The organism is Neptunitalea lumnitzerae (genome assembly GCF_027924185.1).
GTDB classification, from domain to species: domain Bacteria; phylum Bacteroidota; class Bacteroidia; order Flavobacteriales; family Flavobacteriaceae; genus Neptunitalea; species Neptunitalea lumnitzerae.
On record NZ_BRVO01000001.1, the window covers coordinates 366,293 to 392,595 of the forward strand.

Annotated in this window: 22 protein-coding genes; 9 read left to right on the forward strand and 13 right to left on the reverse strand. The window is 36.3% G+C overall.

Annotated elements, in window-relative coordinates:
* Positions 1–15 precede the first annotated feature (15 nt).
* From Y10_RS01630 to Y10_RS01645, 4 genes are all read left to right on the forward strand, one after another.
* Positions 16–1,155, forward strand: coding sequence for an alpha/beta hydrolase (locus Y10_RS01630; protein WP_281763617.1), 1,140 nt, complete (start codon positions 16–18; stop codon positions 1,153–1,155).
* Entirely contained in the window at positions 1,156–2,523 is a 1,368-nt protein-coding gene (gene radA / locus Y10_RS01635) for a DNA repair protein RadA (protein ID WP_281763618.1), read from the forward strand.
* A gap of 142 nt (positions 2,524–2,665) precedes the next feature.
* Complete coding sequence (locus tag Y10_RS01640; RefSeq protein ID WP_281763619.1) at positions 2,666–3,097, forward strand: hypothetical protein; 432 nt, start codon at positions 2,666–2,668, stop codon at positions 3,095–3,097.
* Positions 3,098–3,159: 62 nt separating this feature from the next.
* On the forward strand, positions 3,160–3,567 hold the full coding sequence (locus tag Y10_RS01645; RefSeq protein ID WP_281763620.1) for a lipocalin family protein: 408 nt from the start codon (positions 3,160–3,162) through the stop codon (positions 3,565–3,567).
* A gap of 94 nt (positions 3,568–3,661) precedes the next feature.
* Here Y10_RS01645 and Y10_RS01650 read toward each other — a convergent pair whose 3' ends face one another.
* From Y10_RS01650 to Y10_RS01675, 6 genes are all read right to left on the reverse strand, one after another.
* The gene (locus Y10_RS01650; RefSeq protein ID WP_281763621.1) at positions 3,662–4,717 is read right to left on the reverse strand and encodes an NAD(P)-dependent alcohol dehydrogenase; all 1,056 of its coding nucleotides are present in this window, start codon (positions 4,715–4,717) and stop codon (positions 3,662–3,664) included.
* A 25-nt stretch (positions 4,718–4,742) separates the two neighbouring features.
* Complete coding sequence (locus Y10_RS01655) at positions 4,743–5,585, reverse strand: aldo/keto reductase (RefSeq protein WP_281763622.1); 843 nt, start codon at positions 5,583–5,585, stop codon at positions 4,743–4,745.
* Entirely contained in the window at positions 5,585–6,763 is a 1,179-nt protein-coding gene (locus tag Y10_RS01660) for a cupin domain-containing carboxymuconolactone decarboxylase family protein (RefSeq protein ID WP_281763623.1), read from the reverse strand. Before Y10_RS01660 ends, Y10_RS01655 begins: the two co-directional genes overlap by 1 nt.
* Before the next feature lie 96 nt (positions 6,764–6,859).
* Positions 6,860–7,981 (reverse strand): NAD(P)-dependent alcohol dehydrogenase, encoded by a 1,122-nt coding sequence (locus tag Y10_RS01665; protein WP_281763624.1) that lies wholly within the window; start codon positions 7,979–7,981, stop codon positions 6,860–6,862.
* A 13-nt stretch (positions 7,982–7,994) separates the two neighbouring features.
* Positions 7,995–8,567 (reverse strand): NAD(P)H-binding protein, encoded by a 573-nt coding sequence (locus Y10_RS01670; protein WP_281763625.1) that lies wholly within the window; start codon positions 8,565–8,567, stop codon positions 7,995–7,997.
* 20 nt (positions 8,568–8,587) lie between these two features.
* Positions 8,588–9,571, reverse strand: coding sequence for an aldo/keto reductase (locus Y10_RS01675; protein ID WP_281763626.1), 984 nt, complete (start codon positions 9,569–9,571; stop codon positions 8,588–8,590).
* Between the two features lie 169 nt (positions 9,572–9,740).
* Between Y10_RS01675 and Y10_RS01680 the strand changes: the two genes are divergently transcribed.
* A complete protein-coding gene (locus tag Y10_RS01680) occupies positions 9,741–10,634 on the forward strand; it encodes a helix-turn-helix domain-containing protein (RefSeq protein WP_281763627.1) in 894 nt (297 codons plus the stop codon).
* A gap of 88 nt (positions 10,635–10,722) precedes the next feature.
* Here the strand turns inward: Y10_RS01680 and Y10_RS01685 are convergent, their stop codons facing one another.
* The 5 genes from Y10_RS01685 to Y10_RS01705 all read right to left on the reverse strand — a co-directional run bounded on the left by Y10_RS01685 (position 10,723) and on the right by Y10_RS01705 (position 20,376).
* Positions 10,723–13,026 (reverse strand): outer membrane beta-barrel protein, encoded by a 2,304-nt coding sequence (locus Y10_RS01685; RefSeq protein ID WP_281763628.1) that lies wholly within the window; start codon positions 13,024–13,026, stop codon positions 10,723–10,725.
* 52 nt (positions 13,027–13,078) lie between these two features.
* Complete coding sequence (locus tag Y10_RS01690; protein ID WP_281763629.1) at positions 13,079–14,152, reverse strand: response regulator transcription factor; 1,074 nt, start codon at positions 14,150–14,152, stop codon at positions 13,079–13,081.
* A gap of 177 nt (positions 14,153–14,329) precedes the next feature.
* Complete coding sequence (locus Y10_RS01695) at positions 14,330–15,868, reverse strand: TolC family protein (protein WP_281763630.1); 1,539 nt, start codon at positions 15,866–15,868, stop codon at positions 14,330–14,332.
* Between the two features lie 83 nt (positions 15,869–15,951).
* On the reverse strand, positions 15,952–19,152 hold the full coding sequence (locus tag Y10_RS01700) for an efflux RND transporter permease subunit (RefSeq protein WP_281763631.1): 3,201 nt from the start codon (positions 19,150–19,152) through the stop codon (positions 15,952–15,954).
* A gap of 57 nt (positions 19,153–19,209) precedes the next feature.
* Positions 19,210–20,376 (reverse strand): efflux RND transporter periplasmic adaptor subunit, encoded by a 1,167-nt coding sequence (locus tag Y10_RS01705; protein ID WP_281763632.1) that lies wholly within the window; start codon positions 20,374–20,376, stop codon positions 19,210–19,212.
* A 286-nt stretch (positions 20,377–20,662) separates the two neighbouring features.
* Here Y10_RS01705 and Y10_RS01710 point away from each other — a divergent pair, with 286 nt between their 5' ends.
* Positions 20,663–21,064, forward strand: a complete 402-nt coding sequence (locus Y10_RS01710) for a hypothetical protein (RefSeq protein WP_281763633.1) — start codon at positions 20,663–20,665, stop codon at positions 21,062–21,064.
* Positions 21,065–21,067: 3 nt separating this feature from the next.
* Here the strand turns inward: Y10_RS01710 and Y10_RS01715 are convergent, their stop codons facing one another.
* Positions 21,068–21,238 (reverse strand): hypothetical protein, encoded by a 171-nt coding sequence (locus tag Y10_RS01715; protein WP_281763634.1) that lies wholly within the window; start codon positions 21,236–21,238, stop codon positions 21,068–21,070.
* 151 nt (positions 21,239–21,389) lie between these two features.
* On the opposite strand from Y10_RS01715, the gene Y10_RS01720 reads away from it, so the two are divergent.
* On the forward strand, positions 21,390–22,622 hold the full coding sequence (locus Y10_RS01720) for a S41 family peptidase (RefSeq protein ID WP_281763635.1): 1,233 nt from the start codon (positions 21,390–21,392) through the stop codon (positions 22,620–22,622).
* A 16-nt stretch (positions 22,623–22,638) separates the two neighbouring features.
* On the opposite strand, the gene Y10_RS01725 is transcribed toward Y10_RS01720, so the two are convergent.
* Complete coding sequence (locus tag Y10_RS01725; protein WP_281763636.1) at positions 22,639–24,357, reverse strand: helix-turn-helix domain-containing protein; 1,719 nt, start codon at positions 24,355–24,357, stop codon at positions 22,639–22,641.
* Between the two features lie 171 nt (positions 24,358–24,528).
* Here Y10_RS01725 and Y10_RS01730 point away from each other — a divergent pair, with 171 nt between their 5' ends.
* Positions 24,529–25,593, forward strand: coding sequence for a serine hydrolase domain-containing protein (locus tag Y10_RS01730; RefSeq protein ID WP_281763637.1), 1,065 nt, complete (start codon positions 24,529–24,531; stop codon positions 25,591–25,593).
* Between the two features lie 22 nt (positions 25,594–25,615).
* Positions 25,616–26,191 carry a hypothetical protein gene (locus Y10_RS01735; RefSeq protein WP_281763638.1) on the forward strand — a complete coding sequence of 192 codons (576 nt, stop codon included), beginning with the start codon at positions 25,616–25,618 and terminating at the stop codon, positions 26,189–26,191.
* Positions 26,192–26,303 lie beyond the last annotated feature (112 nt).

The window sequence follows — 26,303 nt, forward strand, 5'->3', positions numbered from 1 at the left end:
AACACCATAAAGCTTATGAAAAAAATCCTACTAATTCTGCCATTCTTATGCTCATTAATTACCAATGCTCAAGTATTCACAGAAGAAATTGAGTCTGGTATTCTTGAAGAAAAAAGAACCCTGAAAATACATATTCCGGCAAACTATACTGAAACTGAAGTATACCCGTTAATTATAGTATTAGATGCAGATTATTTGTTTGACCCCGTGGTTGCAAACATTAACTACCTATCGTATTTTAATGAAATGCCCGAGGCTATTGTAGTAGGTGTTAACCAATTTGAGTCTAGATACCAAGATATGGAGTCTGACCCTGAAACAGGACTTCCAAAGAATATAGGCGCTTACTTTTTTGATTTTATAGGTATTGAGCTTATTCCTTATATTGAAAGTAAATATACTGTAGCAAACTTTCGTATGGCTGTAGGCCACGATTTAAGTGCAGCATTCATTAACTACTACTTATTAAGAGACGAGGTTATGTTTAACGCATATATTTGTATGAACCCAACCTTTGCTCCTAAAATGGAAGAAAGGGTGGCTGCAAGACTTGCTACTTTTAACGACCGAAAGTTTTACTACATGGCTACTGCCGAAAGTGATGATAGAGATGTTAGAGAACGTGTAAACTCATTACACCAAACCTTAGATCAGTCTGAAAATAAGAACCTTTATTACTATTTTGACGATTTTAAAAATGCCAATCATAATACTACGGTTATTTACGGGTTACCAAATGCTTTAAATGACATTTTCTCTATATTTAAACCTATTACACCTAAAGAATACCAAGAGAAAATACTTACAATGGAAGAACCTGTTATTAATTATTTATATGACAAGTACAATACCATAGAAAACCTTTTTGGGTTTGAAAAAGAAATTTTAATCAACGATTTTATGGCTATCTACGCAGCTTGCCGTAAAAAAGAAGATTTTGAATCTTTAGAAAAACTTGGAGCCTTAGCCGAAAGAGATTACCCAAAAACCATGATGGCAGATTATTTTTATGGTGAATACTACGAGCGCATAGGGAAACCTAAAAAAGCGCTAAAACATTACCAAGATGCTTTTGCTAAAGAAGAAATTGACTTTATGACAAAAGACCTTGCCTACGAAAAAATGCAACAAATAAAAATTGATTTTGGTCTGTAAATGGCAAAAGTAAAAACTACCTTTTATTGCCAGAACTGTGGCGCACAATACGCTAAATGGCAAGGGCAATGTACCTCCTGTAAAGAATGGAATACCCTTGTAGAAGAGGTAGTACAAAAAGAAGAAACAAAGGGTTGGAAAAGTGGTGCCGTAACTGGTGGTGTTAAACGCGCACCCAAACCTATTTCTATAAAAGATATAGCCAGTGAAGAAGAGTTTAGAATGCGTACTCCTAATACCGAGTTTAACCGTGTATTAGGTGGTGGATTGGTACCTGGCGCTGTTATTTTACTAGGTGGTGAACCTGGTATTGGTAAAAGTACCCTGCTTTTACAAATTGCTTTAAACTTACCCTTTAAGGTATTGTATGTTTCTGGGGAAGAAAGTGAGCGCCAAATTAAAATGCGTGCAGACAGGTTAGTGGCTACACCCAATAACTGCTATATACTTACCGAAACCAAAACACAAAACATATTTAAGCAAATTCAGGAAGTAGACCCTGATGTGTTGGTTATAGACTCTATACAAACATTACACTCAGATTATATTGAATCCTCGGCAGGAAGTATTTCACAAATTAAAGAATGTACTTCTGAGCTTATAAAATTTGCCAAAGAAACCCACACCCCTGTACTACTTATTGGGCATATTACCAAAGATGGCAACATTGCAGGACCTAAAATACTAGAGCACATGGTAGATACCGTACTTCAGTTTGAAGGCGACCGTAACCATGTATACCGTATTTTACGCGCCCATAAAAACCGATTTGGTAGTACTAATGAACTGGGTATTTATGAGATGCAAGGCGCTGGTTTACGTGAGGTATCTAATCCTTCTGAAATACTTATTTCTAAAAATGAAGAGCAATTAAGCGGTACTGCTATTGCAGCCACGGTAGAAGGTTTACGCCCAATTCTTATAGAAATTCAGGCATTGGTAAGCACCGCTGTATATGGTACCCCACAACGTAGTGGAACTGGTTTTAACTTAAAACGACTAAACATGCTTTTGGCTGTTTTAGAAAAACGTGCTGGTTTTAGACTAGGTGCCAAAGATGTGTTTTTAAATATTACCGGAGGTATTACCGTAGACGACCCAGCCATAGATTTAGCTGTGGTAGCCGCCATCCTATCTTCAAATGAAGATATTGCTATTGAGGGTAGAATATGCTTTGCTGCTGAAGTTGGCTTAGCGGGCGAAATACGCCCTGTTACCCGCGTAGAACAACGTGTAACCGAAGCAGAGAAACTTGGTTTTACTACCATTGTTATTTCATCGCAAAGTAAATTGCCTGAATTAAAAACGCGCATCGAAATTAAAAAAGTATCAAAAATAGAAGAGGTAGTTAGCTTTTTGTTTGGGTAAGGTATACACCATAAAACATCATTAGCCCCTTGACAATCAAAAGACTACAAAAAACACATATAGTTTTTGTGATTTGAAGTAAAATTCTTTCATTAAATAATTTAAATTTGATGGTATTAAAACAATTTAAACCAATCAAAAAATGAAAGTTAAAACACTTCTATTCTTTTTTCTAGCCGTATTTACGTTAACCATTGCAAATGCGCAAAAAGTAAAAATTAAAAAAGGCATTGTGTCAGTTGATGGTAAAGAAACATTTACCACCGATAAAAAGGGATTATCCAACAGCTATTCTTTATTTACATTAGATGGTGAAAAGGAAATTATTTTTGTTAACTGGAATAGTAACGAAACCGTAGGCTATGGTGAAGACGATTTTGTACAGGTAACTTTTTTAGATGATAATCTAAAAATAGAAAGCGCCACTTCTTTAAAAATTTCAGCCAAAAATCTTTTTCAACTACTCATTAAAGACAAGGTAATTAATCTAGACGGTACTGTTAACCCAGATAAACTAGACCGATTTTTTACAAAATATGATGAAAATATTACCGACAGAACTACTAGATTCTAAAAGAAACTAATAACCTCAACGCAACTAAAACGAGTATGTTACATCTTCATAGAAACACTGCTATGAAAAAACACATACTCGTTTTAGTTTCTATTACAGCATTCATCTATGCCTGTACAGAATCGGACGATACTGGTACTTCTACTAACGGTTTTGTTGGCACTTGGAAATTAAAAGCCACCATGGTGTCCCCTGGAGGCCCCGTACCCTTTGAACCTATAGAAAGTGATAAACAAATAATATTAAACTCAGATTTAACCTTTACTTCTAATGGTGAATTCTGTAGCATGGTCTCTACAGAAACCGGTTCAACAACAACGGGCACCTATTCTACAATGGATAGCTTACTTATGCAAGACAATTGCAACATGAATGTAATAAGTTACCCCACATTAAAATTAGAGGCGGACACCCTTATAGTCTCCTATTTATGCATAGAAGATTGTGCTGAGAAATATATAAGACGATAATTAAAATATAAAAACCAAAGCCAGGCAAAATGCCTGGCTTTGGTTTTTATATACTTTTAAAAGAAGTCCTAAAAATAGCATAATTAAATACTACCTAATTGGTAAGACTACTCATATCTATCACAAAACGATACTTAACATCTCCTCTTTCCAGACGATCCATTGCTTCGTTTACATCCTGAATAGTAATAAGCTCAATATCAGCTGTAATATTATGTTCCGCACAGAAATTCAACATCTCCTGAGTTTCTGCAATCCCACCAATATTAGATCCCGAAAAGCTCTTTCTACCCATAATTACATTAAAGGCACCTACTTCTAAGGGCTCTGGAGGTAATCCAACCAATACCACAGCTCCATCTACCTTTAACAAACCTAAATACATATTAATATTATGTTTAGCAGAAACCGTATCAATTATAAAATGTAAGCTTTTTTGATAGGCCTTCATTGCCTCTTCATCAGTGGATAATACAGCATGGTCTGCTCCCATTCGTTTTGCATCTTCAACTTTAGCAGGTGAGGTAGTAAAAACAGTAACCTCAGCTCCCATAGCTTTTGCTATTTTAATAGCTAAGTGTCCTAAACCTCCAATACCTAAAACCCCTACTTTTTTACCTGGCCCCGCATTCCAATGGCGTAATGGAGAATATACGGTAATACCTGCACATAATAGTGGTGCCGCCGCCGCTAGATCTAAAGAATCTGGCATGTGCAGTACATACTTATCTTCACATACATAGGTTTTTGAAAACCCTCCATAAGTCATCCCTCCTAAGTATTTATCAGGAGAATTAAATGAAAATGTTGGAAACTCATCACAAAACTGTTCGTTTCCTTCTGCACAATGCTCACAATGCTGGCAAGAATCTACAATACATCCAACCGCAGCCAATTCACCAATTTTAAAATCAGTAACCTCACTACCTATATTTATAACCCTACCCACTATTTCATGTCCGGGTACAATAGGATACGCCGTCATACCAAAATCATTCTTCATTTGATGCAAATCAGAATGACAAATTCCACAATACAACACCTCAAACTCTACATCTCGTGGCTGTAATACTCTTCTTTCAATGGTCATCTCTTCTAAAGGCTTATCAATAGCCTCCATACCATAAGCTTTTACTCTTTTTGTTTCCATAGTTTTCTTAGTATAATTGTAATTATTAAATAAATGTGGAGAACCACTTAATGATTTCCGGATCCCGATGACTAAAAAACTGACTTTTATTGGCATCTAATGTTTTTATTACATTCATATCTTCCACAGTCAATTCAAAGTCAAACACATCAATATTTTCTTTAATTCGAGATTCGGTAACCGATTTAGGTATCACCACAACTCCTCGCTGAATCATCCATCTCAAGGTTACCTGGGCTATAGACTTCCCATATTTATCCCCAATATTCTTAAGCATTTCATTTGTAAAAAAATCATTTCTTCCTTCAGCAAATGGCGCCCACGACTCTTGTTGAATTCCATTTTCTATAAGAAACTTCTGGTCTTCTGTCCGCTGATAAAAAGGATGTGTTTCTATCTGGTTCACCATAGGAGTTACCGAATGGTTTACCATAATATCCATTACTCTATCCGGATAAAAGTTACTTACACCAATAGCACGTATCTTACCCGCACGGTACAATTCTTCCATGGCTCTCCAAGAACCATGTACATCGCCATAGGGCTGATGAATCAGGTATAAATCGAGATATGTCAACCCCAATTTCTGCAAAGAAGTTTCAAACGCTTTTAAGGTTTTATCATAACCCATGTCAGCTATCCATAATTTTGTTGTAATAAATAGATCTTCTGCAGGAATACTGCTTTCCTTTATGGCATCTCCTACCGCCTTTTCATTCTGATAAGCCGACGCCGTATCAATACTTCTATATCCTGCCTTTAAAGCTGCAAGTACACTTTTCTTACACTCTTCATAATCTGGCACCTGATAAACACCATAGCCCAATACAGGCATATTTACTCCATTATTTAATTCAAAATATTCCATTATTCAGTTTCTAATGTTAGTTTATTAATAGCAGATAGGGCATTTAACGTTCTAGGATATCCTATATACGGCAACAATTGTGTAGTTACAGCAATTAAGGTTGCACGGTTATTACCCACATTCAAATTACCTTTTATATGCCCGTCTACTTGACTTTCTGCTCCTCCCATACTTACCAATACAGCATAGGTAACCAACTCTCTCATTTTTATATCCATTCCCTTACGGGTATAATAATCTCCAAAACAATTGGCCGCTAAAAAATACTGTATGTGCTGTAAATCTTGCGGAGCCTCATTTCTCATTTGGTCTATTCGCTCACCAAAAGTGGCCTTCATCAGTTCCAATCCCTTAGCCTCGCGGTTTTCGGGGGTTGTAGTCATTTGCCCTTCTAATGGTAATGCTATTCCATTAGCCTTAAAAATCTCATTAGTAGTATTTAGAAAATCAATTCCCTTAGCTACACCTACATAAGCAACAGATTGGTAGACTACCTCTTTAATTACCGCCGGAGAAACTCCAACATTTAAAGCAGCTTTCACAAACATGCTAAATTCAGCTAAAGATTGTGTTCCTATGGTAGAAGCCAGCGTAATAATAGTTCTTGTTTGTATATCTAGCTCACTCTTTGCATACACCTCATCAAATGCCCAATTATCAAAAATCTCTATTAACTCAGGATCTGTTACTTGTAATTTTGACACATAATTAGGCCAAAGATCCTCGTGATTTTTAATAGCCGCAGAGGTTAAATAATTCTCTACATTACTAGCAGCTGCTGTATAAGAGCTATAATCCTCATCTTTTACAGGCACTCCCCAAATGGTTTTTCCCCTATCTAAATCAGTAACTATAGCAATATGTGTCATAGACTGGTACATAGAACCTCCATGCCAATGATTCACATTTTTTCCAATTTTAATTACATCTCCTTCCTTTATTAACCGAATAGGTTCTCCTTCTTCCTGATAGTATCCTGTACCATTAGTTACCATTAATATTTGTCCTGTTTGATGCACATGCCAATTGGTTCTTGCCATAGGTTCAAATGCAACAGTACCAACAATGGTATGATACCCTTCACCTGGTGCTACATTAATATGTACCCAAGCGGTTCCGGTAAAATGTTCTGCCGGAGCTAAAGTTCCTTTATCTGTAAATTTCACTTCTTTGTTCATGTTATTTTTTTCTTGGCCTAAAAGTATATTCCCTGCAAAAAGAAGGCACATACAAAGCCATTTTATATTTAATATTACACCCCTCATACGTAAAACTTATAAGGTGCTCATATCTATCACATATCTAAACTTCACCTTTCCGTCCAGTACATTTTCATAAGCCTCTTCCACTGCCTTAGGTGTAGCCGGTATCTTTTCCACCTCAGGATAAATATTATGCTTTACCGAGTAGTTTACCATCTCTTGAGTTTCCTTAATACCCCCAATCTGAGAACCAAATACTTTACGGTTTCCTTTCCAAATAAACTTATCTATACTCAACACCGGCATATTAGCCATTGCTGGTAGCCCTACAATACAAAACTGCCCGTCTAAATCTAGCATTTTCAAATACATATTAGGATCGTAGTTTGCAGGAATGGTACTAATAACAAAGCTCATTGTATTATCAAGCCCTTTTAATTCTTCCGCATTATTCACATTCACAAATTTCACCGCCCCCATTGCCAAGGCATCGGCTCTTTTTTCTTCGGTAATATCAAAAACTGTCACATTTGCACCTCTGGCTACCATATATTGCACCGCCATATGCCCTAATCCTCCGTACCCAGCAACAGCTACTTTATCTCCTTTTTTTACGTCTACATAATTTATTGGAGAATAGGTAGTAATACCAGCACACAGCAAAGGAGCCACTTTATCCATTTCAGCATTCTTAGGAATCTTAATAGCAAAATCTTGAGAAACTACCATGTTACTTGAATACCCTCCTTGAGTTATTTCATTATTGTGGAACGGATCATGTGCATGGTAGGTCATAACTACCTTAGGGCAATATTGCTCCATGTGGGCTTTACAATATTTACAGGTACCGCAACTATTTATCATACACCCAACCCCAGCATAATCACCCACTTTAAAGGCAGTTACATTTTTTCCTATTTTGGTAACTCTCCCCACCATTTCATGTCCGGGCACCATTGGGTATTCTTCAGCACCCCATTCCTCCTTTACATGGTGTATATCGCTATGGCAAATACTAGCATAGGTAATCTCCATAAGAATATCGGTATCTCCAAGTTCGTGTCGGTCAAAGTCATAAATTTCAAAGTCACCTTGGTTGTTCATTGCTGCAATTCCTTTAGCAGGAATTCTATTCTGCCCCATTAAAGCAAAAACCATTAACAGGGTACACATCATTGAAATTGTTGTTTTCATTTTCATTTTTTTGTTAAGAATTAGGAGTATTTATTCCCAAACTTTCTCCAATATGGGTGTCTGGGTTCTGAATTAGTTGATGTATAAAATGTGCTATACTTTTGCGGGAAATCACAGATCCCTTTTCTGGAGTTCCTTTTTTGGTTATTTCATAATCTACTTCCAAGTCATTAGTAAACCAAGCCGGGCGTAAAACGGTATAATCAAGTCCAGAATTTTCTATCACATCGGCACCTTCTCTGTAAGGGCGTAAAACCGATTTTAATGGGCTGCCATAAATACCAATAGAACTGATAAAAATGATACGTTTTACTCCATTTGCTTTCATAGCTTTCACTATAATCTGTGTCATAGCCACCAGGTCTCCGGCAAGATTCACATACACAACATCCTGACCATCCATAGCATTAGAAACATCAGAATAGTTCAAGGCATTACCCGTTACTACAAGTGCATTTCCCATGGTATTCAATCTGTTTTTATTTCTCAAGAAAAGGGTTAAGGCAATTTGTCTATCAGCCATCAATTCTTCCGTAACCACTTTTGCCAAACTACCGCTAGCCCCTATTACTAAAACCTTCTTCATTTTCTTTACACATGCTACTATTAGTTTCCAACCCTAGCTTGTAAATGTGCTGGGTAACGATCTCCTTGAATTGTAATTGCCTCAACGGCCTGTTGAATCTGCTTTAAATCGTCATGATTTAAAGAAATTGAAGCCGCTTTTACATTTTCGGTTAATCGATGGATTTTGGTAGTTCCAGGTATTGGAGCTATATAAGGTTTTTGAGCCAACAACCATGCTAAAGCAATTTGTGCAGGTGTAGCTTCTTTTTGAGATGCTATACTCTCTAAAACATCTACCAGAACTCTGTTAGCCAATCTGTTTTCTTCTGAAAATCTTGGTACAATATTTCTAAAATCGGTACTATCAAATTTTGTTTCAGTATTTATTTTTCCCGTTAAAAATCCTTTACCTAACGGACTAAAAGGAACGAAACCAATACCCAATTCTTCTAATAATGGTAATACCTCTTGTTCTGGCTGTCTCCACCACATAGAATATTCACTTTGCAAAGCACTTAACGGTTGTACCTTGTGTGCTCTTCGAATAGAATCTACTCCAGCCTCAGACATTCCAAAGTATTTTACTTTTCCTTCTTGTATCAAATCTTTTACCGTACCTGCTACATCTTCAATAGGAACATTCAAATCTACTCTATGCTGATAAAACAAATCAATTACATCTGTATTTAATCTTTTCAAAGACTCCTCTGCTACCTGACGGATACGTTCTGGTCTGCTATCTTGTCCTTTAGTAGCATCCCCATCTACAAAACCAAACTTGGTAGCTATTACTACATCTTTTCTAAAAGGAGCTAAAGCCTCCCCTAACAATTTTTCATTTTCAAAAGGACCATACGCTTCTGCAGAGTCAAAAAAAGTTACTCCTTGTTCGAAGGCGGTTTGTATTAATTTTATAGCCTCTTTTTTTTCAGTAGCCGGACCATAACCGTAACTTAGTCCCATACATCCCAATCCAAGAGCAGAAACCTCTAATCCCTGACTCCCTAATTTTCTCTTTTCCATATTCATTTTTTTAATTTTAATTTTTGTTGGTACAAATTTCCTTCACGCGGGATATATATTTTGTATACAGATCACTGAGATTTATACCATTTTTACTGAAATGAACAGTTGGCTAACCTTCTAACATTCAACACTCCCTATATTTGTAGAGCATTTAAAATATCAGCTTATGGAATCGATCTATGTAGACACAGTAGCTACCTATAATCATCTTAAAGGAATTCCCACGGAACATCCATTGATAACGGTATTTGATAACTCTAAGACACCTGCTTTACCCAATCATAAAAAAATACATTTAGGATTATACTCTATTTTTCTAAAGGAAGGGCATTGTGGAGAATTATGGTATGGACGCAATAAATATGACTACGATGATGGAACCATGGTATTTATTGGACCTGGACAGGTTATTGAGGTAAACAATGAAGAAGAATACCAACCTTCTGGAATGGCTATCTTGTTTCATCCAGACTTGATAAAAGGTACATCATTGGCAAAGAAAATGGATTCCTATTCCTTTTTCTCATACGAACTCAACGAGGCTTTGCACCTTTCTATCAAGGAACAAGAGATGATACGCGATGCTATGAGCAAGATCACTTACGAATTAAATCTTCCTGTAGATAAGCATAGTAAGGAAATATTAGTAAACTACTTAGAGCTTTTACTTAACTATTGCACACGATTTTACAACCGCCAATTTATTACCCGCGAGCATGTAAATAATGATGTTTTAAGCAAGTTTGAAAATCTTCTAAATTCTTATTTTCAATCGGATCAACCACAAACAATTGGTTTGCCCTCTGTTGCTCATTTTGCCGAACATTTAAATTTATCATCTAACTACTTTGGAGACCTAATTAAGAAAGAAACCGGTAAAACTGCTCAGGAACATATTCAACTTAAACTTATTGATATTGCGAAGGAAAAAATATACGACCCTGATAAATCATTGAGTCAGATTGCTTTTGAACTAGGCTTTAAATACCCTCAACATTTTAGCCGATTATTTAAAAAAGCTACTGGATATACCCCAAAAGAATATCGCTTTTTAAACTAAAAAAAGATTCCTTTGCAGGAATCTTTTTATGTTATGCTGTTCACTCTATAATCGAAATAAAAATCATGTAAAACTACCTCCTAAAACATTACTTTACCCTATCCAAATCTTCATCTACATTTTGGTTTTTAAAATTCTTTTTAGCTAATTCTCCAAAGGTGTAGGTAACCGATAGGCCAACACCATGATTATCGGTAAAATAGGTAGTATTGCTACCAATGCCATTGGTAGTATAACCTTGGGTATATTCTAAAGTATTCAATACATCATTGGCATACAAAAAACAACTCCAATGCTCATTAAACTTTTTGTTAGCGGTTATACTAAGCTCACTAAACCCATTGCTAGTGCGTACCCCTTCATTGTGCTTCATCATGTAATAATAACTAAGTCCTACACTAAAATTGTTTGTAAACTTTAGCTCGTTATTCGAGTAGAAATAGAAAAAAGGAGAGGTGCCCATATCTTGTGCATTGGCATCGGTAACATCTACCAAACCGCCATAAAGGTAATTGGTAGACTCCCATATTTTATGTGTAAACGGAACCATTACAATTACGTGATACCCATCTTCCTTGGCTACATTAGTAGCACCGGTAACCAGTTTATCGGTATCCGCATCATAATTAGATAAGTAATACAATCCGTTGGTGTTTCTGTAATACACAACATACAACCCAGCCCTACCGTGTTTATATTCTAACACCAACTCATTACGCAAAGCAGGCTTCAAATTAATATTGTTTACATAATCTAAATATTCATTTATATACACCCTAATATTGTTAGCCTGCGAAAAAGAAGGACGCATAATACTCCTCGCATAATTTACCGATACATTGTTCATGCTATCAATTTCAAAATTAGCATTCACTCGTGGAAAAAGGTTCGTCTGATTTACAGCTACCACCGTTTCATTTGTATCTGTATAACGCCCATTTCGTACGTTATTTTCTAGACGTAATCCTGCTGTAAAAGATAGTTTTTTCAAGTTTCCCTTAAGGGTTGTATAACCAGCATACGTACTTTCATCATACCCATAATCTGGCTGCTCTAGCGTAAGGGTTCTAGACTCAGAAAAGGTGTCTGCCGTATACAGATTAAGACCCGACTCCCACTGAAATTTTTCGTTAAAAACTACTTCTATATCAGCTTTAGCAGAAAACACCTCAGCATCCGTTTTTTGATGATTCTCTGCTGTTAGCAATATGGCATTTGGATGGGTTACATCATAAATAAAATTATTATAATCTCTGGTTTTATAGGTGTATTGTACCCCTGTAAACAAATTGGTTTTATCGGTTAGTTGTTTGTAGTAATTCAAATTAGTAGTAATATAGTCGCGCACCCCTTTACTTTTGGTATAATTATCATAATACGTTTCTGCGCCATTAGCCGTAATAGTGGTTTGGGTACTAATAGGCATATTATCTCGGTGAATAGTAAAATTAGTTTGGGTAGAAATATAATCGGTCTCATTAAGGTTATACGATATACCAACCGAACCAGGCACCTGCATTCTCGGACCTTCAGATAATGCAATATATTCATTTACAAACCCTTCTTGGTCATACGTAAGTTTTGAGGTATTACTCTCCCAATGGTCTAACTGGTTATAGCCTAATGATAGCTGCATGCTCAATTTCCCAAACCCTATGTAAGCATTTGAATTGAAGTAGTTATTAAAATTATGCTGTAGTGCAGCACTATTTTTTAGTTGTACTTGGTACCCGCTATCACGATCCTTTTTAAGTGTAATTACCAACACCGCATTGCCATCAGCCTCATATTTAGCTGAAGGCGATTTTAACAGCTCTATTTTTTCTATAGCACTTACCGGAATAGCATTTAACTGCTCTATGGTAATACGCTGATGATCTAAGTACAAAATTGGGCTCCCTTTTCCTAATACATTGATAGACTCTTTATCCGCACTTACAATAACACCTGGTAGTTTGGCAATTACATCACTGGTGTTGGGTAAATTAGCCAATACACTATGCTCCATCTTTACGGTTAACACTCCATTGGTATACGTCATACTCTCTTGCAACGAGGTAACCGTTACCCCTTCTAGTTGTGTAACATCGGTAGTAAGTGTAATGGTTTGTGTACTGTCTTGCGCTAGGTTAAACGTTTCAGCAAATGTTTTGTATCCCATAGAAGTAATTTCTATTGTATACACACCTATGGGTAATGCCTCGGTTGTTACCAAACCATCTACAATATCATAGTACAATGGGGCGGTGGTTTCTGCTTTGGTTATTTGTAATGTACCATAGGGAATTAATGCTCCATCTTCCGAAGTAACAGTGCAAGAAAGCGTGGCAGTTTGTTGCCCAAAAGCAAAGGCAACACCTAAAAAAAAGAAAGTAGTAAACAGCAGTTTCATGTCGGTTATTGTTTTGCTGCAAATAACCGATGTGCCGTTGGGTTTCTAGTTACTATTCGGGTACCAAATAGGTACTAGTACCCGTTGTATTTTGGTATTGTTGCAATAACTCTTTCCGGCTACTCACCTGTAACTTACTGTAAATGTTTGTGATATGAGTTTTCACCGTACTAACACTAATAAACAAGGTAGCTGCTATCTCTTTATTGGTTTTTCCCGCTAATATTAAGTTTTTCACTAAGGTTTCTTGTTTGCTAAGCACTACTTCGGGGGTTACCTTACCTTGTTTTTTAGCTTTTACCCATTGTAGTACCACCAACACAACTAGCACCACTAATACTATATTTACAAGTACACTAGTTCTAAAAAAAGTATTGGTACGTTGGTAATGGTATTTGTGAAGCTTATTTTCTAAATACATATAATACGCCGGCGCCACATTGCTCTCTTTTAGCTGTACCAACAATTGCTCGTAATAATCAGGATTCTCTTTAATATCGGTATCTAGTAACTGCTTCTCATCTAACTCTTGTATGCTCATTAGCTTTACCAATAAAATTTGCAGCGAGTCTTTTATATAGCCTTTAGTACTGGTAAGATATTGCGCAATTTCTGATGCGTTAAGGCTTTTAAAATCTTGTGTTTTCTCAAACTTTTTAAACTTGCTCCATTCCTTATCGGCCATACTGGTAGTTTGGTAGCTGGTAGTAGTACCATTAAACACCATACTATCAGCTTCCGATAAAATAAAGGTTTTAAGCGTGTGCAAACGTTGTGGTATACTACCATTTGCAGAAACATTTTCGGTAGTTAACGCCAATTGGTACACCTTATCAGTAGTGGTAAACAATTCCTTTTTAAAAGCAAAAGCTCCGTTGCTATCTATCATGGCGGTTGCCACTACCTTAGTACTATCTTTAACTGTAGGTGCCGCAGGGTCTACCTCTAGTAGCAATACTTCTTTTGCGGTTGCCAATTCTGCCGGGTTTACAAAACCACTAATAGTATTTTGAGCTGTTGCGGTAGTAATAACCAACACCACAAATAAAAACAACAAACGTTTCATACATAAAGAGCTTAAAAGTTGATGTGTTACAAATGTAGGGAAATGTAAAACTTCTTTCATCACTTTAAAATAATCCGCCTAAAAAAGTTGATAGCATATACATAACAATCCAAACTCAGAGTCTACAGGAAACATATTCTAAAGATTTTAATAAAGGTAAATTTTTCAAAACAAAAAACTCCCGAACCAACCTAATGATTCGGGAGTTACAACCTAACCTAACCTCGATGATGGCTATTACTGCCAACCACCACCTAAACTTCTATACAATTCTATATTGGCAATTAAAATCTGTTTCTTTATATCAATTAAATTCAGCTCACTTTCTAAGGCATCACTCTGGGCGGTAATTACCTCTAAATAGTTCGCAAATCCACTTTTAAATAACAGCCCGGCATCTTTAAGTCCTTGGCGTGTTACCTGTATACGTTCTTGCGCTATGGCATACTCTTCTTCTAGCTTATTAATAGTAGCTAAAGAGGTAGATACATCTCCAATGGCTAGCAGTAAATTATCTTTAAAGTCTAGCTGTGCTATTTCTTTTTCAGACAAGGCTACACGGTAATTGGTTTTCAGTTTTCTATTATTAAAAATAGGCTGAAAAATAGACCCATTTAACAATGCAAACCCAGAGCCAACAGGATCAAAGAAATTACTCAACGTACGCGAGTTCAAACCGGCACTGGCATCAATGGTTAACGACGGATATTTTAAGGCCTCTGCAACGCCTGCTTTGGCATTTCGTTTCATTAACTCATACTCTGCCATGGCCACATCGGGTCTGTTTTTAATTAAATCTAAAGGAACGCCGGTACTATAAATACGCTGAAAACTAACCTCATCTAATCGAGTTGTTATCACAATGGGCTGTGGAGCTCTACCTAATAAATAATTCAGATGATTCTCAACAATTGCATACTGGCGCTCCAACTGGGGAACTAGGGTTTTAGATTTTAACATACGTGACTGCGTTTGGCGTACCGCTAAAGACGTACTCTCACCAGCATCGTATTGTAATTTTACTATGTTTAAGGTACTATCGTTTAGCTGATAGGTTTTTGTAGCTACCGCTACCTGCGCTTTTAACATTAACAGGTTGTAATAGGTAGACGCTACTTCACTAATTAACGATGTTTGTACCGCCTTTTTAAACTCTAAGCTTTTCATATACTGCGCTCTGGCAGCTTCTTTTTTCCAACGTAGCTTACCCCATATATCTGCTTCCCAACTTGCTTGTAGTGCAGATGTATACTCCATACGCTCGGTATAGAAACTTGTGGGTACATCTTCGCCATGGTTGGTTCTTGCTCTATTAGATCCGTAGTTGTTATAATTTTCTGAGTAATACTCTCTACGGTAACCACCAGGTGTACTATTTAACGATGGATAAAAATTTGCTTTAGACTGCTCTAGTTGTTCCATGCCTATTTGTAACTCTTGCATGGTTTTTTGCATATCTATATTATTAGACAATGCCTCGTCAATTAAAGCTACTAAAACGGTATCTTGTATATAACTCTTCCATGGTATAGCAGCTAACAGCGTAGTGTCTTTTGGTTCTACACCTTCCATTAAAATACTATCGGTTGCTACGCCATCAGGGCTATAAAATTTACCCGTATCATCGGTACTAAAATCTGGTCTCTTATAGGGTTCGCCTACCTTGCAACCCACAAGGGTTACCCCAACTAAAAAGGCAAACAAACCCATTTTAAGCAGGCGTGTCGCATTTACCTGCTTAAATTCAGAGACTATATTTTTATTATTAAACTTCATTTTTTCTTTTTTAAGGGTGATTTATTATTATGCTCTTGTGTCTTGACACAAAACGAACCTAAGCTTAATCATTAGCTCTTTTTTTAAGCTTCTAATTGTTCTTGTTCTTCATCATCGGTACCAAAACGTTCTAGGTTAAACTTATCATGTAACAACTGGAACACATATGCCAATACCGGAATTACAACAATACCTAACACAATACCTGTTAGCATACCCCCGGCAGTACCTATACTTACCGATTGGTTACCCTGTGCTGAAGAACCATGTGCAAACATTAACGGTACCAACCCTACGGTAAATGCTAAAGACGTCATTATAATAGGGCGTATACGTAAGGCACTTGCCTCTAGTACTGCCTCGAATGCAGACAACCCAGATCGACGTTTTTGTGCCACAAACTCTACAATAAGTATGGCGTTTTTAGCTAATAACCCTATTAACATAATAATACCTATTTGCACATAAATGTTATTGTCTATACCTGCTAAATTAATAGCTGCAAATACCCCAAATATACCCGCTGGTAACGATAGCATTACCGCTAGTGGCAATAAGAAACTCTCGTATTGTGCTGATAGAATAAAATACACTAATAGAATAATAATAATGAATACAATAGCGGTATCTCCCCCAGAGTTTTTCTCTTCCAAACTCATACTTGTCCATTCATAGCTTAAACTAGCAGGAAGTTTCTGTTCAGACAACTCTTCTATTTTATTCATTACATCACCGGTACTATACCCTGGTGCCGGTGTAACGTTTACCTTAGCCGCATTATACAAATTGTAACGATTTACCACCTCTGGACCATACGATTGCTCTAGCTTTACTAAGGTATTTATAGGCACCATATTACCATCTTTATTCTTAACAAAAACCCCATTAAAAGATTCTGGCGATTCACGGAATTGTATATCTGATTGCATATACACCCCATACTGACGGCTAAAACGGTTAAAGTCTCCTGGTTGTACTCTACCAAAATATGATTGTATGGTAAACATCATATCTTTTACACTAACCCCCATGTTTTTAGCTTTCTCATAATCTATGTTCAGCTTATACTGTGGAAAATTAGGATTAAAAGAGGTAAACGCATTTTCTATTTCTGGTTGGTTGTTCAAGGTATGAATAAACTCATTTATCATTTGACCAAACTCACCTAAATCACCATCGGCTCTATCTTGTAACATAAACTGAACCCCATCAAAATTACCAAACCCTTGTACGGTTGGTCTTGGGTACATGTTAAAGGAAGTACCATCTATATTTTCTAACTTGCTTAAAAGTCTTTTAATTACAGGTTGTATTTCATGTACTTCGCCACGCTCTTCTCCAGGTTTTAACTGTATATACCCCATACCTGAAGATGGACTTTCTGTATTCACCACAATATTAAAACCAGATACCGTATTTACCCCAGCTACTGCTTCATCACTTCGTAAGATAGAATCGGCCTCCCTTAAAGCTATATTAGTTCTGTGTAATGATGATCCTTCTGGCATTTTCAAAGAGAAAATTAAAAAGTTATCATCTTCCGTAGGTATAAAGGCACTAGGTGTAGTTTTTGCCATAAGCACAGTACCTGCAATAATAGCAGCTAACAATCCTAGCCCTATCCATTTACGTAGCAAGAACCACTTTACAATGCGTAAATATCCTTGTGTAAATCTATCAAAACCTCTATCAAATTTCTTTAACCCTTTTTCTTTTAACTCAGCTGATTTTCTAGTGGTTTTAGCGTTCGAAATTTTTGCCCAAATCCCGTTTTTACTTTTAGCTTTCTTCTCTCTACCAAAAAATATTTTAGTTAATAACGGAGTTAATGTTAAGGCATTAATAGCCGATATTAACACTGCGAATATAATGGTATAGGCAAACTCCTTGTAAAATACACCTACAGGTCCACTTAAAAATCCTACCGGAATAAATACTGCTGCAATTACTACCGTAATAGACATAATAGCACCTGTAATTTCATCCATGGCAGAAGACACCGCTTTCTTAGCAGACATCTTATGGTGGGTCATTTTTTCGTGTATGGCCTCCATTACCACAATAGCATCATCTACTACAATACCAATAGCTAATACTAAAGAGAACATACTTAGCACGTTCATAGATGCCCCAATAATTTTAAGGAAAAAGAACGTACCTAATAACGATGCAGGAATAGAAATAGCTGTGATTATAGTAGCTCTAAAATCTTGTAAAAAGATAAACACTACTAAGAATACCAATATAAATGCTTCTACCAAGGTGTGTTGTACTTGGCTCATAGATTCGTCTATCTGGTCTCTTACACTATAGGTAATTTGGTAATGAACGCCTTCAGGAAATCTACGGGATTGCTCTTCTAAAATCTCACGTATTTTTTTATCAATATCTACCGCATTAGCTCCATTCTGTTGTACAATGTCAATAGTTACAGATGGTTTTCCGTTCAATCTATTTTCACTGGTATAGTTAGAAGCTCCAAACTCTATACGCGCAACATCTTTTAAGTGTAAAGAGGTTCCTTCAAGGTTAGACTTAATCACCAAATTCTCATAATCTTCAATTTGGTTAAAACGACCATTATGCTTCATAACGATCTCGAATAACTCATCTGAATTTTCTCCAAACTTACCAGGAGCTGCTTCAAAGTTCTGGTCTTTAATTTGGTTGTACACATCTCTTGGCGTTAAACCGTATGATGCCATTTTTTGCGGATTCAACCATATTCTCATGGCGTAATCACGCTGACGTAAAATAGATGCTTCTGCTAACCCTTCTACCCTTTTTAACTCTCTACGGATGTTAATACGGGTATACGCATTTAAGAAGGTTTCATCATAGGTAGGATCGTCACTGTAAATATTCAGTGTCATAATACTACCTTTCATACGCTTGGTTACCGAAATACCAGCTTCTACCACTTCTGGCGGAATTTTCTCTGTAACGGTAGATACACGGTTTTGAATATTAACCGCTGCAATATCTGGATCTGTACCGGGTTTGAAGTACACCGTTACCCTACCAGAACCAGAGTTACTGGCAGTGGAGTTGGCGTACGTCATATTCTCGGTACCGTTAATAGCCTCTTCTATGGGTAATAATACCGACTTAGCAACTGTTTCTGCATTACCCCCCGGATACTTTACCCCAACACTTACACTAGGTGGTGCAATCTCTGGGAAACGCTCTACAGGCAGAGAGGTAATACTTGCTGCCCCCGCTAACACAATAATAATGGTAATAACCAGTGTTAAAACGGGCTTTTTGATAATACTTTTAAACATGCAATTTTTTGGGCTTAAGGGTGAACTTAATTATTTTTCTTTTCTCTTTTTCTTTCTCTATTTATTGTCAAGGGTGGTTACCTCACTTAACAATTTTCCGCGTTGTACAGGTTTTACCTTAATACCACTAGCTAGTTTATCTAAACCAGAGGTTACAATACGCTCTTGTGGTTGTAAGCTTTCTGAACTTACAATATAACTATCACCCGATCTACCTTCTGTAATAATCTCTCTTCTTTGAGCCAGGTTATTAGTATCCAAAACAAATACAAACTTTTTATCTTGAATAAAGGTTGTTGCACTCTGTGGTACTAAAATGGCTTTAGGATGAATTTCTTCCATTAAAATTTTACCTGTATTACCAGATCTTAACAATGTATCTGGGTTTTGAAAACGAGCACGTAATGTAATAGACCCAGTAGACTTATCTATCTGACCCGAGTTAGCTTCAATTTTACCAACATGTTCGTAAATAGAACCATCGGCTAAAACTAGCTTTACTTTATCACTCATTTTATTAGAAAGGGTATCGTTCTTAGCTCTTTCAAAAGACAAATAGTCTGATTCGCTCATAGAAAAATACACATATATCTCATTAACATTAGAAAGCACTGTTAATGGCTCTGAATCCGTCTTCTTAACCACATTACCTATAGATTTCGGGATTCTGCCCATAAAACCATTAACAGGTGCTTTTATTGTTGTGAAGTCTAAATTAATACGCATGTTAGCCGCCTCTGCCTGCGCTTTTTGTAAAGATGATAATGCCACTTGATAATCGGCTTCAGCAGATTTTTTACGAACCTCTGAAATAACCTCGTTATCTATTAAGGGTTGCAAACGCTCTAAATCGGTTTTCGCTTTTTGTACTTTCGCTCTTTCCAAACTCACATTTGCCATGGCGTTTTTATAATCCTCCATATAAGGCTGACTATTAATTTTAAAAAGTGGCTCACCTTTTAAAACAAAGTCTCCTTCATCTACATAAATCTCTTCTAAAATTCCATCTACCTGAGGTCTTAACTCCACCGTTTCTACACCTTCAATAGAACCTAAATACTGGAATCCTCTGGCAGCAGATTCTTCTTTCACAGCCATTACTGGTAACGGCACACCTTCATCTTTCTTTTCCTCTTCTTTACAACTTGTAAAACTTAACGCCATGATTGCACAAACGGCAGCAGCGCTAAATTGTTTAAGTTGGGTATAGTTAAAAATCTTCATTGTATATATTGTATAAAAGGGTTAATGGTTAACTGGTATACTTATAAGAAATAAGTGTGCCTAATTTTACATGCAACTAACAAATACTATTTTAACGGTTGATTTTCAAGGTGTTAAAGTATATTTTATTCTGTTATTCAATTCCCTACAATATGTGAAAATTGTATAAAAAATGTATAAATTTTACACAACTCTAACCCGACAAGGTTGTAGTGTGTAATAGTGGGTAACAGTGCTTATGTAGATAATATTTATCTTTGTAAGGTATTTAATAAACATTGCTAAATTGACAATTAAAGAAAGTCTTTTAAACGACCCCGAGATTTCCTTTTTAACAGGAACCTGGGAATGGCGCGAAACTAAATTTGTAGATTCTTCTGCTCCGCTATTGGTACATTACAAACGTTTGGCTAATAGCAAACACACTTACCATATACATATTGCTGCAAATGGTGTTATCTTATACCTTAAGAACAACGAAATATTTAACGAACAAGAAATAGTAGAGATACGAAAAATACAAAACATAGAAGCCAATTCTTTATTACTAACCGTACATGAGAACGGTACCCAACGTACCATAGAAATGCAACGTTTGTATCTGGAAGATGTTATGAATGTGCCCTATGAGTTTCCGTATACCAAAAAAGATAAGGGAACCTATAATTGGTTTTATAAGGTGAAGTAATAGCTAATCCCCTTTTTGCTTGCTAGCATTATACAGCTGATAAACAATTAAAACTCCAGCGGCGGCTCCCATAGTAGTTACAAACATACTATTACCAAATAGCCACCATAATAAAACTCCTATTGCTTCAAAAATTACTAATACAGTAATAGAAAATAATACTTTATTCTTCATAAGTAACCTCTTTCTTTATAAGAATTCAATTACAAAATAAATAAGAGCAGATGGTAATCACAAAAATTAGCTGTTAAAATCTAATTTTTAATCTACTGACAGTAACATTATTAGCTGTTTTTATACCAATGTAAAAATCAATAAAAATCTTATGAAAACGCTAGTCACAGTACTTATGCTTTGTATAGCCTCGCTAGTAAATGCTCAGAAACTAACCATGGCACAATGGCAACAAGACCTAAAAGTGTACCAAGAGCAATTAGAAGTAAAACATATAGACCTCTATAACAAAATAAGTAAACCTGAGTTTGATGCTACCCTAAAAAACATTGAAAGCTCTTTAGATACTGCTACCGATTTTGAAGTTATGGCAGCATTAATGAAACTTACACACCGCATTGGCGATGGGCATACCTCTATTAGTTTATGGAACCAAGATATGCACTACTACCCTATAGGTATTTACAAATTCGGAAATAAATGGTTGGTAACCGCTACTACTACAGCAGATAAAGCGATGTTAGGAGCCGAGTTAACCGCAATTAATAATATTCCTGTTGATGAAGTAGCCCATAAATTGGCACCTTACTATCAGTTTGTAGAAAACTCACATTCTAATAGCACCCGTTTTGTAGATTGCTTTAACCATTTTGAACTGCTACAATTACTAGGCATTACTAAAAAAGAAGCTACTACATTCACCTTCATAAGTAAGGATGGAACACCACAAAAAATCACATTAGAGCCTTTAAAAAGAACTGAATATGATGAAGTTGTAACACAAAGTTTGGTCTATAGCATTCCACAAATAGCAGCACCTGTAGTGCGTGTGTCTAACGGGTTTTGGGCAGCACCTATTACCAATACAAACGCCGTATATATTTACTACCGCAACTACCCTACCTTTGAAGAAATGCAACAATTTGGCGAACAGTTAGTGGGATATTGTGCAACAAATAACATACGTAAAGTAGTTATAGACATGCGCCAAAACTGGGGTGGCGACTTATTTGTTGGACTTACACTAGCCTATGTAATTAATTTAGCAGACGGATTAGATTTTAAAAACGGTATGTATGTACTTAGTGATCATAAAACATTTTCTGCTGCTACAATTAATACTGCACAATACCGAGCTTTATTAAATGCCACCATTGTAGGGTTACCCACAGGGTCTAACCCGGTTGGGTATCAGGATATGAGTACATTTGAGTTACCAAATTCAGCATTAAAAATAAACTATTCTAAACGCTATTTTAAACTGCAAGAAACCGCTACAGACGGTGTACAACCCGATATAGAAATACCTTATGACCCTAATAAAATTGCTGCTGGTATAGATAATATGCTAGCGTGGTTATATAACAATAAGCTAAAAGAGTAAGTATACTCTTGGCTTGTTACTGCTGCTCTTTTAACCAAGCCTTTGGCGTTTTACCTTCTGCCTTCTTAAAATACGTATTAAATACGGTTTTAGAATTAAAGCCACTATCATACGCCAAAGCTAATAAGGTTAAATGCGCGTTTTCAGGTAATACAGCAATGGCTTTAAAATGGGTTAATCTGTACGCATTTACAAACTCATTAAAGTTGACTTCTAAAAACTCATTGATAAGATATGACAAACGGTTAGGATGCATGCCTATACTTTCGCCTAAACTCGTTAACGTAAGTTGCGTATCTAAATATGGTTTCTCTTCTTCAAAATAAGTAATTAGCTGTTGGTGTAACCCTTCTAATACAGCATCTTCTACCTTAGGTTTTACTAGAGCTTTTGGTTTCTCTATAATATCTTCAAGAAATAAGTTAGACTGGTGTAACTCAGAAAATTCAGCAAACTCATGTAAAGGTGCTAACAAAGGTTCTTGCCTGTAATTAATTAGTTGCCCACGTTTCTGTTGTACATACTGTTTTAACAAAGTAAAAGCCTCTTTTTTATAACCTGCATTAGCCAATATATACAACTCATACGGTGCTAATTGAGCAGGTGCCATATGGGAGTCCCCCCAATCTTCCAAGGTTTCTTCAGTTACATACAAAGTACCATTAACCGCTTGGTATAATAGTTTCTGATACTTTTCAAGAGGTCTGTTTGCAATAAAAGTAAGTAACTGTTGCTCGTCTTTCAACTGTACTAAACATAATACTTTCAAGTGATTTGCCAACTCTAAGTCATCCCTAATTTCTAATGCCTTTTCTACCCAGTCTAATGCACTTTCATAGTTCCTCTGATAATAAAAAATATGTGCTAAAGTATATCTATTATTCGCTGATATAGGATCTACCTCTAACAACTTCTGAGCATACTCTTCAGCAATCTCAAAAAACCCTAAGGCAATACATAACTCTGCCATTGCCTCTAACCCATCAATATAATTGGGGTTTAAAGCCAATGTTTCCAAAATAAAAGCATAGCCTGCTTTAAAATTCCATTCTCCCCAAAATGTTTTGCCTACAAATGCCTGGGTATATTCGGGTAGGTTGGTATCTATTTCTTTACCCATAGCCATATTGGTAATTGCCTTATCCATGGCTATTTCCTTTGGCATATACCCCCATATAGCTAACAAACCATAACATTGCATATTTCCATAATATGCTCTTGCATACTGGTTGTCTTGTAAGATGGCCTTATCGTAATATTCAATAGCTCTTAGCAACGCGTCAGGGGTCCATTGCAACTGCTCGTACCTACCTTTTAAATACAATTCATAGGCCGTAAAACTACGAGTAGATTGCTTTACCAAATGATCTTGAATTTCTAAGTGTCCAAAATTCTCACGTATTTGGTTGGCTATGAGTAGGCTTACCTCATCTTGTAATTTAAAAATATCTTTTAGCTCTCTATCAAAATTTTTAGACCAATAGTGCATGCCCGTTACCGCACTAATTAACTGAGCCGTTATACGCACATGGTTATTAACTACCCTAACGCTTCCTTCTAAAACATTTGCTACCCCTAATTGGGTTCCTATTTCTCTAACATCAATATGCTTATTCTTAAAAGCAAAACTAGAAGTACGGGCTATTACTTTAAGCCCTTTTACAAAAGTTAAGGCATTAATGATTTCTTCAGTAATTCCATCACTAAAGAATTCGTTATCTGAGCTATTGCTCATATTAACAAATGGTAAAACTACAATAGATCTATTTGTAAAAGGCACAGTATTCTTAAATAAAGTGGACATAAAAGGTTCTGAATTATGATTCCGAACCTTTTCAAAGAAAATCAAAACTTCTGGGTTCTCAAAATAAAACACTTTTGCATCGATAAAATAAACAAAAAACTCATGAAACAACTCAGTTTACTCTTATTACTCATAATTACGTTGGTGTTTTTCAGCTGTAATGATAGCGATGATACCACCACATCATTCAATCCTATCTCTTATGACCAATTATTAGAAGATTTAGATTTTTCAGGATATGCCATCATAACAGAAAACGGAGAAGATATTTTAAGAAACGGATATGGTTATGCCAATACCAACTTACTTACGCCACAAAGCTCGGCAATACAGTACAGGTTAGGGTCTGTTAGCAAAACCCTTACTGCTGCCGGAATAATTCAGTTAAAAAGAGACGGATTAATTACCAGTTTTGAACAAACCATTGCTGACTTTGATCCTGATTTTCCGTATGGAGACCAAATTACCATAGCGCAACTATTATCGCATCAATCTGGTATACCCGATTACTTAAGTACTATTGAAACTGATGCACTTAACGGCACCGACTATGATGCTGAAACCATATATGACATTATCAGCTATATGATAACGCAAAATGGGTTGTTATTTGAACCTGGTTCACAAAAGCAGTACTCAAACTCAAACTACTTACTAGCGGCACTTTTAATTGAAGAACTAGCCGATAACGGTTACTACTATTACATAACAGATAATATTTTAACTCCGCTAGCTATGTATAACACCCATAAAGGCAACAACACTGTTAATGAACAAACACATGCCTTAGGATACTTGAATAACCAAGATGTTACCACCTACCCTATGAGCATCACTTTTGGTGCTGGTGACTGGAGCAGCACCCCAACTGATATGGAACTTTGGGTAAATGCAGTAAGTAGCAACTGGTATACCCCTAATGAAAAAGAACTCATATTTACAAACAACGTAGATAGTGGTTACACCGATTTTGGTTTGGGCTGGTTTACGTCTAAAGAAGGTGCTAAAACTATGTACTGGCATGGTGGTGATATTAATGGCTTTTGGAGTATGGTTGGGTTTATGCCAGAAAATAACACCACTATTATATTGCTTAGTAATCACCAAGGAGATGCCTATAGCACTCAACGTAATCAAATAATAGAAGCCTTAATGACTTCAAATTAATATTCAAAAATCAATTATAAAAATGAAACAGTTATTAGTATTATTTGCTCTACTGGTACTAGGTAGTACCGTACAGGCACAGGACACAACCGCTCAAATGGAGCGAAAAGGATTTGTTATCGGACTAGGAATAAGTGGTGGAGCCATTAGTATTTCTGATACCGAAACCGGACAAGATTTTGACAAAGGACAAGGAAGCATAAGCCTACCTAACATTAAATTAGGATACATGCTTAATGAACGTTTAGCGCTGCTATTAAACACCTCTGGAATGATTTATAGTCAGAATGATTATGACCGTAGCTTTGAAACATTTTTACCATCGGTACAATATTGGGTAAACAACAAAAGCTGGATTAGCGGTGGTATTGGTTTAGCGGTAGACATGCCTGCACTTTATGATATTGAGGACAACATAAATGATGACTTTAATGCAGGATGTGCCGTTGGATTAAGTTTTGGACGAGAACTATATCAGCAAAGAAACTTTGCGATAGATTTACAACTACAAACCACAGCTGGTAGAACATTTTTCAAAGGGGATGGACACCGTGATGCTGCAACCATTTCGGTAGGTGTAGGATTCAACTGGTATTAATGTATAAGAACAATTTCTGATCTTGGTTAGTAACAAAAAAATCATGTATGTTTAAAAGATGATACCGAGATCAGAAATTTAAAAACCAACCACTTGCGTTCTTTTAACTATT

Bases quoted from the DNA above. Each gene is read 5' to 3' on its own strand.
- Y10_RS01630 (WP_281763617.1), top strand. From the start codon at position 16: ATGAAAAAAATCCTACTAATTCTGCCATTCTTATGCTCATTAATTACC.
- radA (WP_281763618.1), top strand. From the start codon at position 1,156: ATGGCAAAAGTAAAAACTACCTTTTATTGCCAGAACTGTGGCGCACAA.
- Y10_RS01640 (WP_281763619.1), top strand. From the start codon at position 2,666: ATGAAAGTTAAAACACTTCTATTCTTTTTTCTAGCCGTATTTACGTTA.
- Y10_RS01645 (WP_281763620.1), top strand. From the start codon at position 3,160: ATGAAAAAACACATACTCGTTTTAGTTTCTATTACAGCATTCATCTAT.
- Y10_RS01650 (WP_281763621.1), bottom strand. From the start codon at position 4,717: ATGGAAACAAAAAGAGTAAAAGCTTATGGTATGGAGGCTATTGATAAG.
- Y10_RS01655 (WP_281763622.1), bottom strand. From the start codon at position 5,585: ATGGAATATTTTGAATTAAATAATGGAGTAAATATGCCTGTATTGGGC.
- Y10_RS01660 (WP_281763623.1), bottom strand. From the start codon at position 6,763: ATGAACAAAGAAGTGAAATTTACAGATAAAGGAACTTTAGCTCCGGCA.
- Y10_RS01665 (WP_281763624.1), bottom strand. From the start codon at position 7,981: ATGAAAACAACAATTTCAATGATGTGTACCCTGTTAATGGTTTTTGCT.
- Y10_RS01670 (WP_281763625.1), bottom strand. From the start codon at position 8,567: ATGAAGAAGGTTTTAGTAATAGGGGCTAGCGGTAGTTTGGCAAAAGTG.
- Y10_RS01675 (WP_281763626.1), bottom strand. From the start codon at position 9,571: ATGGAAAAGAGAAAATTAGGGAGTCAGGGATTAGAGGTTTCTGCTCTT.
- Y10_RS01680 (WP_281763627.1), top strand. From the start codon at position 9,741: ATGGAATCGATCTATGTAGACACAGTAGCTACCTATAATCATCTTAAA.
- Y10_RS01685 (WP_281763628.1), bottom strand. From the start codon at position 13,026: ATGAAACTGCTGTTTACTACTTTCTTTTTTTTAGGTGTTGCCTTTGCT.
- Y10_RS01690 (WP_281763629.1), bottom strand. From the start codon at position 14,152: ATGAAAGAAGTTTTACATTTCCCTACATTTGTAACACATCAACTTTTA.
- Y10_RS01695 (WP_281763630.1), bottom strand. From the start codon at position 15,868: ATGAAGTTTAATAATAAAAATATAGTCTCTGAATTTAAGCAGGTAAAT.
- Y10_RS01700 (WP_281763631.1), bottom strand. From the start codon at position 19,152: ATGTTTAAAAGTATTATCAAAAAGCCCGTTTTAACACTGGTTATTACC.
- Y10_RS01705 (WP_281763632.1), bottom strand. From the start codon at position 20,376: ATGAAGATTTTTAACTATACCCAACTTAAACAATTTAGCGCTGCTGCC.
- Y10_RS01715 (WP_281763634.1), bottom strand. From the start codon at position 21,238: ATGAAGAATAAAGTATTATTTTCTATTACTGTATTAGTAATTTTTGAA.
- Y10_RS01720 (WP_281763635.1), top strand. From the start codon at position 21,390: ATGAAAACGCTAGTCACAGTACTTATGCTTTGTATAGCCTCGCTAGTA.
- Y10_RS01725 (WP_281763636.1), bottom strand. From the start codon at position 24,357: ATGAGCAATAGCTCAGATAACGAATTCTTTAGTGATGGAATTACTGAA.
- Y10_RS01730 (WP_281763637.1), top strand. From the start codon at position 24,529: ATGAAACAACTCAGTTTACTCTTATTACTCATAATTACGTTGGTGTTT.
- Y10_RS01735 (WP_281763638.1), top strand. From the start codon at position 25,616: ATGAAACAGTTATTAGTATTATTTGCTCTACTGGTACTAGGTAGTACC.